The organism is Bacillus luti (assembly GCF_009739945.1).
Classification (GTDB): Bacteria; Bacillota; Bacilli; order Bacillales; family Bacillaceae_G; genus Bacillus_A; species Bacillus_A luti.
The window spans coordinates 4,553,104-4,564,335 of the sequence record NZ_CP040336.1; the positions used below are offsets into that span (position 1 = coordinate 4,553,104).

The 11,232-nt window shown below is 35.0% G+C and carries 10 protein-coding genes; 1 reads left to right on the top strand and 9 read right to left on the bottom strand.

Features of this window, described 5'->3' with window-relative positions; all coding sequences use genetic code 11:
- Window positions 1-256 precede the first annotated feature (256 nt).
- From EUC40_RS23055 to EUC40_RS23075, 5 genes are all read right to left on the bottom strand, one after another.
- Window positions 257-1,507: a sensor histidine kinase gene (locus tag EUC40_RS23055; protein WP_187130350.1), complete on the bottom strand. Its 1,251-nt coding sequence runs from the start codon at window positions 1,505-1,507 to the stop codon at window positions 257-259.
- On the bottom strand, window positions 1,504-2,175 hold the full coding sequence (locus tag EUC40_RS23060; RefSeq protein ID WP_071710165.1) for a response regulator transcription factor: 672 nt from the start codon (window positions 2,173-2,175) through the stop codon (window positions 1,504-1,506). The genes EUC40_RS23055 and EUC40_RS23060 overlap by 4 nt, the downstream gene beginning before the upstream one ends.
- 665 nt (window positions 2,176-2,840) lie before the next feature.
- Window positions 2,841-3,713, bottom strand: a complete 873-nt coding sequence (locus EUC40_RS23065) for an ankyrin repeat domain-containing protein (RefSeq protein WP_116758470.1) — start codon at window positions 3,711-3,713, stop codon at window positions 2,841-2,843.
- A gap of 290 nt (window positions 3,714-4,003) precedes the next feature.
- Window positions 4,004-4,507 (bottom strand): nitrous oxide reductase accessory protein NosL, encoded by a 504-nt coding sequence (locus tag EUC40_RS23070; RefSeq protein ID WP_156576702.1) that lies wholly within the window; start codon window positions 4,505-4,507, stop codon window positions 4,004-4,006.
- Window positions 4,508-4,638: 131 nt separating this feature from the next.
- Window positions 4,639-4,893 (bottom strand): hypothetical protein, encoded by a 255-nt coding sequence (locus tag EUC40_RS23075; RefSeq protein ID WP_156576703.1) that lies wholly within the window; start codon window positions 4,891-4,893, stop codon window positions 4,639-4,641.
- Window positions 4,894-5,148: 255 nt separating this feature from the next.
- On the opposite strand from EUC40_RS23075, the gene EUC40_RS23080 reads away from it, so the two are divergent.
- Window positions 5,149-6,453: a CitMHS family transporter gene (locus EUC40_RS23080; protein ID WP_156576704.1), complete on the top strand. Its 1,305-nt coding sequence runs from the start codon at window positions 5,149-5,151 to the stop codon at window positions 6,451-6,453.
- 39 nt (window positions 6,454-6,492) lie between these two features.
- Here EUC40_RS23080 and EUC40_RS23085 read toward each other — a convergent pair whose 3' ends face one another.
- From EUC40_RS23085 to EUC40_RS23100, 4 genes are all read right to left on the bottom strand, one after another.
- Window positions 6,493-7,185 (bottom strand): response regulator, encoded by a 693-nt coding sequence (locus EUC40_RS23085; RefSeq protein ID WP_156576705.1) that lies wholly within the window; start codon window positions 7,183-7,185, stop codon window positions 6,493-6,495.
- Window positions 7,185-8,789, bottom strand: a complete 1,605-nt coding sequence (locus EUC40_RS23090; RefSeq protein ID WP_425278197.1) for an ATP-binding protein — start codon at window positions 8,787-8,789, stop codon at window positions 7,185-7,187. Before EUC40_RS23090 ends, EUC40_RS23085 begins: the two co-directional genes overlap by 1 nt.
- A gap of 160 nt (window positions 8,790-8,949) precedes the next feature.
- A complete protein-coding gene (locus EUC40_RS23095; RefSeq protein WP_071710158.1) occupies window positions 8,950-10,518 on the bottom strand; it encodes a flotillin lipid rafts scaffold protein FloT in 1,569 nt (522 codons plus the stop codon).
- 12 nt (window positions 10,519-10,530) lie between these two features.
- Window positions 10,531-11,079 carry an NfeD family protein gene (locus tag EUC40_RS23100; RefSeq protein ID WP_071710157.1) on the bottom strand — a complete coding sequence of 183 codons (549 nt, stop codon included), beginning with the start codon at window positions 11,077-11,079 and terminating at the stop codon, window positions 10,531-10,533.
- Window positions 11,080-11,232: the final 153 nt, after the last annotated feature.

An 11,232-nucleotide genomic window follows, 5' to 3' on the forward strand; every position in this document is an offset into this window, starting at 1 on the left:
GAAACTATACTCAATGTGAAGATTCATCCTCGGCTGAGTTTTAAGGTGGGAGTTTTACTGCCCACAAATAGCGGGATAATTTTTTTAATACTATACATACATCTCATCGCTGCTTGAGATAACATTATGATCGATAAAACCCTCTATAATTGCTTCTTCATGTATCAAGCTTTCCTTATACAATACATAATATAAACAGTTCCTTAACTTTCCCTTAAAAAAAGACGCCCTTGTAAAAACAAGGGCGTCTTCTCACTTATATTTTTTGATTTTTAGGTAGAATTACTTCAAAACAAGTGCCCTCTCCCCATTGGCTCTCTACTGATATTTTTCCGTAATGCTTTTCGACAATCCAATTCGCAATTGAAAGACCTAATCCAGCTCCTTCTGACTTACTTCTTGCTTTATCCCCCTGATAAAAACGATCAAATAGTTTCGGAATATCATCTTCTTTCACTCCTATCCCATCATCCTTGACCTGTATACGAATTGAACCGCTCGTTTGTGTACAATCGATTTGAATATGCCCGCCTTCATTTGTATACTTCATCGCATTATCTAGCAATATAACCATCATTTGATGAATCCTCTCTCTATCTCCCATAAACGATATGTCACGTTCTACTTTTAATATCATCTCTTTTTCTTGATAAGAAGCAATTTCTTTATATGGCTCTACGATTTCTTCTAACAATTTATCCAGTCCAAATGTTTTCTTATCCATCTCAATCTGATTAGAATCTGAGCGTGCTAACAATAATAAATTGCTAACTAATTTCGATAACCGCCTACATTCCTTTGAAATTGTAGAGATATCCATCGCTTTTTCTTCTATCGTAGCGGATGGAGACTGGAATAATACATCTGTTTTTGATTGAATAACCGCAAGCGGTGTCCTTAATTCATGCGATGCATCAGAAACGAATTGCTGCTGCTTCTCCCATGAATTTTGAATAGGTACGAGCGCTCTGCCAGCTAGAAAGAATCCAATACCTATTGCACATAAACTTCCTATGCTACAGCCGATAACAAGAATTAAAAATAAAGTATTTAGCATCTCTTCCTCAGCTGTTATATCGCGTACAATTTGAATCGTTTTTCCATTTTCTTGAAAAGCATATGTTCTAAAATATAGTCCTTGCACTTCAATATCTTGCAAAGAGCCTAACTTTTTTGGCGAAAACTTTTCTAAGTTTTCTTCAAACATAAGACGGAATTTTGGATTTTCGATACCTATCTCCACAGTTTTTCCGCTCCAAGTTAACTTCATTATCCTTGGATCTCCAATTTGAAGATATCCCCTAAATTTTTTAGGGGGTTTTTTACCATCTAAAATCTCTCTATGCTGAACCATTTTTTCTATGGATGTATCCACTTCATTATAAATACGCTTATATGTGTACGAATAAATAATACTGCCTAATACGCCTATTAATATGATAAACACTAACGAATTTAATATAGTTAGACGAATACGTGTTTTTTCAAACATACTCCCCTTTTTCATTGTTCTTTTAATATATATCCAATACCACGAACAGTTTGAATATCTTTCTGATAACCGAATGGCTCTAATTTTTTACGTAAGTGATGAACATACACTTCTACGATGGCTACTGTCGTATCTGAATCAAATCCCCAAACACGATCAAAAATTTGTTCACGCATTAAAATCTTTCCGCTATTTTGAACAAGATACTCTAGAAGCTCATATTGTTTTAATGTCAGTTTAATACCTTGTCCATCTACTTGAACGTCTTTATCTTTTCCGAACAATTCAATTCCTTTATAGCGAATGGTCTGCTTTGTTGTTAAACTACCACTTCTGCGCAACAAAGCGCGAATTCTCGCCTTTAATTCTGGAGCTTGAAACGGCTTAACGATATAATCGTCTCCACCAAAATCCAATCCTTTCACTCGATCTTCTAAAGAATCTCTTGCTGTCAAAAACAGGACTGGTGTTTCAATCTTTTCATTACGTATTTTTTGAATCACTTCAAATCCGTCCATTTCTGGCATCATTACATCAAGCAAAATTGCATCATATATATTTTGTAAAGCTAGAAATAATCCATCTTCTCCATTCAATGCCGTATCTACTTCAAATTCATCACGTAAAATTTGGACAATAGACTCTAATAAAGAAGCATTGTCCTCTACTACAAGTAAGCGCATGTTCTCACCTTCCACAACATATTTCAACTCTCTTGATTATTGCATCTCTTCTTTTCATAAAAAAAGAATGTAGTTACATTATGTACTTTCATTTTCAACGATTTCCCTTTAAATTTTTGAATTGTATAGGGAAGATTTATTATAAAAATGATTTCTTAAATTTAGCTTAATAAAGAATGAAAAGAAATAAGCTCCTCCTTATCAATCTCTCCATGAATATAACTAATAACAAGTGCTCTATTCATTTCCCTCCTTCTTTCTAAATCCATTTGTTTCTAATTATAACTTTATTTAAAGGGGCTTTCTGGATTTAATCGTTAGAAAGTATTATTACAAACGCATCTATCTTTCTTACAACAATGTAAGTCTCTTGTCATCCAATTCGATGGTTGCAATCACTCCATTTCCTTATACTGAAAGTAAGAAATGAAACAAAAAACAAGGAGAGATGAGATATGAAAAAAGTGATGGAAGTTGTAGTAGCGGTAGCAGAGGTTTTCGTAAATGGTAAACAAGTTGCAATGGAGTTAAATAAATAATGAAAAGGACAATATTCGTTCTAGACCCTTTACTCATATAAAAGAGATAAGAGTTCATCATTTCTTTGATCCCTTATCTCCCTGTAAAGAAAGCCGTATCCTTAAAAGGATACGGCTTTCTTTTTGTTATTCCACCGGCTGTGGTTGTGGCTGTACTACTTCATTCGCTCCAGCCACCCTCAACATATTTGCAATATCTTTAAAACCTCTTTTTTCAGCATACTGCAGCGGCGTAATATTTTCCTTATTAGCCATATTTACATCTGCACCATGCTCAATAAGCATTTGAATTACTTTCTTATGACTTTCACTACCATTTCCTAATACAATTGCTTCTACTAAAGCTGTTCCACCACGGTCATTTTTATAATTCACATCAATATCTGTATGGTCTAATAATTCTTTAACAACTTCTACATGACCACGCTCAGATGCAGAAATGAGTGCAGTTCCACCTGACCTAGTCGTTTCTTTCGTATTCACTCCTGCAGCAATTAATAGCTTTACAATATCCGTATATCCTTCTCTACTCGCATAAAGAAATGGATTGCTTTTTTTCTCATCTTTGACTTCAATATTAGCGCCGGCCTCAATTAATGCTTTGACTGTCTCTACATGATTTTGATACGTTGCTGCAAGGATAGGTGTTTCTCCGTTGTCACCTTCCACATTGATATTGGCTCCGTCCTGAATCAGCTTCATAGCTGTTTCTGTGTCTCCAAGAGTCGCAGAAAGTAACAACTGTTTGTCCATTAAATTTATACTTTTTTCTTCTTTAACTTCTTCTTGTTCTTTATGCTTTTCTTTTTTCTTTTCGTTTTTCACATGAACCGGTTTTGATTCTGGTTCTTCTTGCTTATCGCAAGCCACTACCGTCATTAAAAGTCCTAATAACATGCATAATAAAATTTTTTGTTTTCTCACAATTACAGCTCCTATGAAAGATAATGTTTTCTTAACCATTCCTCCATCACATACAATAACTCTTCTTGAGTACATTTATCCATAAGCCCTTTATATTCCTTCTTGAATCGGATTATCTTAAACTTATACCATGTTTCTCAACCTATTGGAATGATACGCCAGGTGGCCTCATCATTAACATTATGAAGCAATTAGTTTAGCACGTTTTTGCCGCATTTGTATACATTTCTAAAAAGTGGGTAAATGATTGCTTTAGGTTACTATATTCCATTGTAACCGTTCTTCAAAAAATTTTACACCTTTTCTATATTTGCACCTGAGTAATAATAGAAAAAGGCAACTTATGTAGTTGCCTTTTTCTATTATTAATGATGCCCACCGTGATTTCCCTTTTTCGGGTTCCCCATCATCTCTTTATTCATTTCCCATTTATGCTCAGCTAGCTCTTTATACGAAAGAACTTTCCCTTTATAGTTAGACACAAAGCTTTCTGCATCCCTTTTATTTTCAAATGAAATAACATTATAAGCCATCGGTGTCGTTATTGTTTTATCATATACATAAGTCGCATCTTCTAATGAAATCCACTCTTTCGAATCATAATCTCGAACAAATTTTTCTTTCGTCTTTTCACCTGGATTAATCTCCATCCATTTATACATACAACCGATATCATCAAATTTTAATGCTTTTCCATTTTCTAAAATGATTTCTGTTGCAAATTGATTATCCATTACCCCAATCTGGCAAATATCACACTTATCATGTTTCTCATCAATTGCCACAGCCTCTGCTTGTTTCTTACCACACCCTACAATTGTAAAGGCAAAGAATAAACATATAGCAAGCATCACATACTTTGTTCTCATTTTATTTCCTCCCTAACCCTATCTTCTACAAGGATCATATCAAAAACTTGTGTGTGATTTGTGAAAAAACAATGTGCCTTTTGTAATATATGGAACAAAAAAGATGTGTAGCCATATCTACACATCTCTCATCATTCACAACCTGTAATTAATAAATCATCTTCTAACGTAACTAACAATGTATCTCCATTAATTTCCTGTCCAATTTTTACATTTACTAATCTTATATTTCCACTAATACCGACCGCAACCTTTTCAAGCTCACCGTTATTTTTTCGGATCATCATTAATTTTTCCCACTCATATACGTAAGAAGATTCATTAACAAAAATCTCTTCTATTTTCCCTTCATAAGAACTATAAATTTCTTCTATTCTCGTTTCCATTTAAAATCTACTCCCTACTTCGCACATCACTATTTTCACCTTATTCTATCATTCTTGTAAGTAGTAAATTATATTTTTAAAAATTCAAAATTACCTTCGTGAACAAAATGACCAAAATAAAAATTATGCTTCTAATGGTGTTATTTTTCAAATTATTTACCATTTGGATAGATGGCGCTATGATAAACAAAAAACTATTTTCTGAATTTTTATTTTATTTTGAAAGCGTAATCATTTTTTGGAGGGGGAGATTATATGTTAGCTCTACTTGGATTTGCGATGGTATTTGTCTTTATGTTTTTAATTATGACGAAACGTATGTCAGCACTAGTAGCATTAATATTAGTTCCGATTGTTTTTGCATTAATTGGCGGCTTCTATGCCAATATGGGACCTATGATGCTAGAGGGAATTCAAAAATTAGCACCTACTGGTATTATGCTTATGTTCGCTATTTTATATTTTGGAATTATGATTGATAGTGGTTTATTTGATCCTGTTATTAGCAAAATCTTACGGTTCGTAAAAGGTGATCCTTTAAAAATCGTTGTTGGTACAGCGATTCTTACTATTATCGTTTCATTAGATGGTGACGGAACAACAACATATATGATTACTGTGTCTGCAATGTACCCGCTGTATAAACGTCTCGGAATGAATCCACTTATATTAGCTGGGGTTGTTATGTTAGGGGCCGGAGTGACAAATCTTACACCTTGGGGTGGACCAACCGCTCGTGTTATGAGCGCACTTGGACTTGATGCGTCAGAGCTCTTCACACCACTTATTCCAGGAATGATTGCTGGTGCACTTTGGGTAGTTTTCGTTGCCTACTACCTTGGAAAAAAAGAAAGAAAACGTTTAGGTATTATGGATGTACAGTATTTAAAACAAATGCAAACAATAGATGAACAAGCTGCAACAGTCGAAGCAGCCGTACATAAACGCCCTAAACTATTATGGATTAACTTTTTATTAACTGCCTCACTTCTCGTTTGTCTCATACTAGAAGTTATGCCGTTACCTGTTTTATTTACAATCGCTTTCGCTATTGCTGTTATGATTAACTATCCAAACTTAGAGCAACAGAAAGAACGTATTGCTTCTCATGCAGGAAACGTATTAGCGGTTGTTTCTCTCGTATTCGCTGCTGGTATTTTCACAGGTATTTTATCTGGAACAAAAATGGTAGATGCAATGGCTCAAGGTGTAGTAACTCTTATACCAGATGCACTGGGACCACAATTGCCAATTATTACAGCTCTTTTGAGTATGCCGTTCACATTTTTCATGTCCAATGATGCATTTTACTTTGGGGTATTACCTATTTTGACGAAAGCAGCTGCTACTTACGGAATTAGTGCAGCTGAAATGGGACGCGCATCCTTACTCGGTCAACCTGTTCATTTATTAAGCCCCCTTGTCGCATCCACTTATTTATTAGTTGGAATGGCCAAAGTTGATTTTGGTGAACACCAACGCTTTACGTTACTTTGGGCCGTTGGAACGACGATGGTTATGTTAATTACCGGAATTGTGATTGGGATTATTCCAATATAAGAAAAAAACAGTAGAGAAAATAAATCCTCTACTGTTTTTTTATGAAGAAACAAGAAAGTACCTTCTCTCCGGTCTCCCTACACTTCCATATATAAGCTCTGCATGTACTTTCTTTCCAGATATTAAATACTCTAAATAACGCCTCGCTGTTGATCGACTCACCCCGACCATCGAGCTTAATACTTCTGCGGTAATACCTTCTTCATGAACTGTTAACATATGCTTTTGTATTTTTGCTAAAGTTAAAGGATCTATTCCTTTTGGAGCGTATTCAATTGGATTACCTTTCACCCCTCTTTGAGACCAGAGATGTTCAATTTGTTCTGGTGATAATTGGTCAGTTTTCTTTAACTGTATAATCTTCTTTTGATAATTTTCTAAACTTGTTTTAAATCGATCAAACATAAGTGGCTTTACGATATAATCTGTTACCCCTCCTCGTAAAGCATGACGTACGACATCTGTTTCTGACGCAGCTGTAATCATAATAATGTCTGTGTTATGCAAGTTATGCCTAATATATGTAACAAGCTCTGTCCCTTGCATATCAGGTAAGTATACATCCAATAACACAAGTTGCGGCTTCACAAGTTCTAGCCATTCTTTTGCCTGCTCCCCATTCGTTGCTGTTCCAATTACTTTAAATCCTTCAATTTTTTCAGTAAAGCGGCGATGAATCTCCGCAATCCGAATATCATCTTCTACTATCAGCACTTCAATTTCCTCAGTCATCACAATTCGCCTCTCTCTTTCGGTAATGCAATAATAAATAACGCACCACCTAAATCCCCTTTTTCAATTGCAATACTTCCATTTAAATCTTCTACTAACTCTTTCACTTTTGCTAATCCATATCCTCGCTTTTCTCCTTCTTTCGTCGAAAAGCCTTTATAGAATATACTTGTAATGATTTCATCTTGAATCCCTTGTCCTGAATCTTCCACTTCAATTACTATTTCCTCACCGATGTCTGTTACAAACATTCTAACTTTCTTATCATCCTCTTGCTTTCTTTCAATTGCTTCAAATGCGTTCGTAATTAAATTCCCCAAAATAGAAACAACATAATTACTCTCAATATGTGGACTTAACTTTTCTAAACTACTTTCTCGATCTAATACAAAATCAATCTTTAACTCTCTTGCCCTATTATAAAATCCAATTAAAATTCCACCTAGCCATGGATTTTGAATTCGTTTCATAATGAATTGAACAAAATCTTGATATACTGCTGTTTCCTTATGAATGAGCTCTAAAGCATCTTCATATGATTCTAATTGAATAAGACCTGAAAGCGTATACAAAAGATTGTTATATTCATGTGTTTGTGCTCGTAACGCTTCCGTATACTGCTTAGTTTGAGACAGCTCTGCAGTTAACTGATCCATTTCAGACTTCAAACGTAAACTCGAAACAACACCAGTTACTTTATTATTTACTTTAATAGGTAGACGATTAGCGATAACAGCCTGCCCCTTTATATTTAATTGACGATCAAACTGTTCTTCACCAGTTTGCAGTACATCTAATATCGATGAATTAGGAATTACATTTAAAATAAATTCTCCAATAATGTTTTGTTGTATATCTAGTGAAAGAATATCATAAGCTGCTTGATTGACTAAACTAATCATGCCATTTTGATCAATAACAATAATCCCTTCACGTACAGATTGAATGACAGTACTATGTTCTTCATATAAAGATGAAATTTCTTCTGGTTCCATTCCAAACATCATTCTTTTTATACTTCCTGCTAAATATATAGAGCCGATGATCCCAATTAACAAACCTATTACTGTAATCCAAAACACACGCTTACCATACACTTCTACTGCTCCATGAATGTCATCCATTGAAAAACCAACAGATACTACACCAATAATTGCATTTTCCTGATTACGTATTGGAACTTTTCCACGTAATGAAGGCCCTAATGATCCAGTCGCTTTCGAAACATAAGATTTCCCTTCTAATAGAACTCCTTTGTTATCTCCACCAACCATTGCTTCTCCAATTTTATCTTTCCTAGGATGCGCATAGCGAATCCCTTCTTTATTTCCAACTACAATAAAATCAGCATCTGTATCAATTCGAATTTTTTCTGCAATTGGCTGAATTATAGAAGCCGGATTTTCTTTTTGAAAAGCTTCCTGGATTTCTGGTATAGCGGCAACTGTTTTCGCAACATGCAAAGCTCTTTTGCCAATTTGCTCTTCTACTGTTTCTGATAATATGTAGTAAAATAAATAACTCGTTAACAGAAGTACAACCAGGATAAGTGTACTAATAGTTATTGTAATTCTCGGTTGTAGTTTTAATTTTTTAAATTTCAAAACCATTCCCCTAACATTTCCTAAAGTTTAATTTTAAGAATATACAGTTTTTTATGTTTATGTAATCATACCATGATTACGACAGAGTTTCTTTACTTTGTATCGTATTGTATGTATTCAAAAAAGGAACCTCTAGCACATGCTAGAGGTTCCTTCTATCTTACTCTTTATCTACTTCTTTTTCCTTGTCTTCTACAACAGATACGACAGGTTTATCATTCGATAGTTGCTGTACTGCACCTTTGCCCGCAAATCCTTCTAATAGCTCTTTTAAATCAATACCAGAAGAAGCTTTTAACGTTTCTTGCATTGTTGCCATTAAATCAGTCGCATATCCTGCCACTTTTCCAGCGCCGCTATTCTTACCACCGCCGCCTGTATCAACAACTGTAATTTTATCAATATTGCTAAGTGGGCTTGCAATTTCTTTCGCATAACTTGGAAGCATTTTAAGAACCATATCCATAATCGCGGCTTGCCCATATAATTCAAACGCCTCTGCGATTTTTTGCTTCGCTTCTGCTTCTGCCAAACCTTTTAACCTAATAACATCTGCTTCCGCTGTACCTTGTGCTTTTTGTACTTCTGCCTTTGCTTGACCTTGCGCTTTTTCAATTTCCGCCTTCGCTAAACCTTCTACACGCACTTCTTCTGCACGAGCTCTTGCTTCAGCTTCAATCTTATATTGATCCGCATCTGCCTTCTTAATTTGTTTTACTTTTTCTGCTTCCGCTGATTGCTCAACAGCATAGCGATCTGCATCTGCTTTTTTCTTTACTTCTGCATCGTATTGCTTTTCACGACGCGCAATCTCTTTTTCTTCTAATTCAATTTGTTTCTCACGCTCAATGATTTTAACGCGCATTTGCTCTTCTGTAACACCTTGTTGCGCTTTCGCTTGTTGTAATTCGTAAGAAAGATCCGCATCTGCGCGAGCTTGTTCCTGCTCTCTCTTATAAGATTGTACTTTTAATTCTTTATGTTTTTCAGCTTCAGCGATTTGGGCATCACGTTGGTATTCAGCTTCTTTCGCTTCTTTTTCAGCACGAGCTTTTTCAATACGAGCTTCTTTTTCACGCTCTGCATTCGCAATTGTTGCATCACGCTTAACTGTCGCAATTTGAGGCTGACCAAGTGCATCTAAATAACCGTTCTTATCCATAATTTCTTTAATTGTAAAGGAAACGATGCGAAGCCCCATCTTCTTTAAATCTGTAGAAGCTACTTCATGCACCTTTTGAGCAAATTGCTCTCTATTACTATAAGCGTCTTCTACTGTCATAGAAGATAAAATCGCACGTAAATGACCTTCTAAAACTTCTTTTGCTTCTATTTTTAACTCTTCTGTTTCTTTTCCTAAATATTGTTCAGCTGCTGTAGAAACTTCTTCAATGGTAGATCCTACTTTAATAATAGAAACACCGTTTACTGTAATCGGTACACCTTGTTTCGTATACGTATCACGTGTACCTACTTCTAACTTGTAGTTTAATAGGCTTAAAGGCTCTGCTCTTTGCATAATTGGAACTACGAATGTACCACCACCGCGGATAATCTTAATTTTCTTTCCATCATCAGTGGTAACAACGTTCTTTCCACCACCAAGCCAGTTCCCTGTAACAATTAACGCCTCATCTGGCCCAACTGTTCGATACTTCGTAATGAATACTAAAATAAGTAGAATTAAAATTGCGAGTAATACTCCACCGATAATTAATGGAATCGTCATGTAAATTCCCCCTTATAATTTTGGTTTTTTTAAAGAATAAGCGATGTTTTGTACAAGTAAAACACCATCTTGAACTCCCTCGATAATAACCTCTGTTCCTTGTGAAATATCTTTTTTTCCAACTGTTTTAGCTGGGATTGCATTACTTCCAAATTGGGAGGAAATTAATACCTCACCAAACCCTTCTGTAGGAATTGTCGTAATGACTTCTCCCTTGCAACCAATGAACTCATCCATACGTTGTACGGTATTTTGCTCTGCTTCTGCAATCGGTTTTAAAATTAGTATTTTCATGATGAAAACTCCAACAAAAGATATAGCACATGCACCAGCGAAAATAATAATACTATTAAAGGAAAATAAATATTCTCCTATATAACTTAATCCACATAACATGGCGAAGAAACTAAGTAATAAAGTTACGACGGATACTGATCCGCCTCCAAAACTAAATATTGATTCAAATATATCTCCAAAAAAGATATAAATAACAGTAAGTATAGTAGCAACAATAAATCCGTATAAATAAATTGTTTCAAGTGGATAACCAAACAATACCATTTCTTATCCCCCTTTCTTAAACAATCCCTTATTATTATGTGTATGCCCCACCTCTTTCAAAGATTATCATTCATAATTTTCAGTTATTTAACTTTTAAAGAAAAGCCTATCAGACAGGCCTCTAAAAAAGAACAGGAGAAACCTATTGTGACA

Excerpts from the sequence above, each read along its gene's own strand:
- EUC40_RS23100 (WP_071710157.1), bottom strand. The coding sequence starts at position 11,079 with ATGGTATTGTTTGGTTATCCACTTGAAACAATTTATTTATACGGATTT.
- EUC40_RS23095 (WP_071710158.1), bottom strand. The coding sequence starts at position 10,518 with ATGACGATTCCATTAATTATCGGTGGAGTATTACTCGCAATTTTAATT.
- EUC40_RS23055 (WP_187130350.1), bottom strand. The coding sequence starts at position 1,507 with ATGAAAAAGGGGAGTATGTTTGAAAAAACACGTATTCGTCTAACTATA.
- EUC40_RS23080 (WP_156576704.1), top strand. The coding sequence starts at position 5,149 with ATGTTAGCTCTACTTGGATTTGCGATGGTATTTGTCTTTATGTTTTTA.
- EUC40_RS23065 (WP_116758470.1), bottom strand. The coding sequence starts at position 3,713 with ATGTACTCAAGAAGAGTTATTGTATGTGATGGAGGAATGGTTAAGAAA.
- EUC40_RS23070 (WP_156576702.1), bottom strand. The coding sequence starts at position 4,507 with ATGAGAACAAAGTATGTGATGCTTGCTATATGTTTATTCTTTGCCTTT.
- EUC40_RS23085 (WP_156576705.1), bottom strand. The coding sequence starts at position 7,185 with ATGACTGAGGAAATTGAAGTGCTGATAGTAGAAGATGATATTCGGATT.
- EUC40_RS23060 (WP_071710165.1), bottom strand. The coding sequence starts at position 2,175 with ATGCGCTTACTTGTAGTAGAGGACAATGCTTCTTTATTAGAGTCTATT.
- EUC40_RS23075 (WP_156576703.1), bottom strand. The coding sequence starts at position 4,893 with ATGGAAACGAGAATAGAAGAAATTTATAGTTCTTATGAAGGGAAAATA.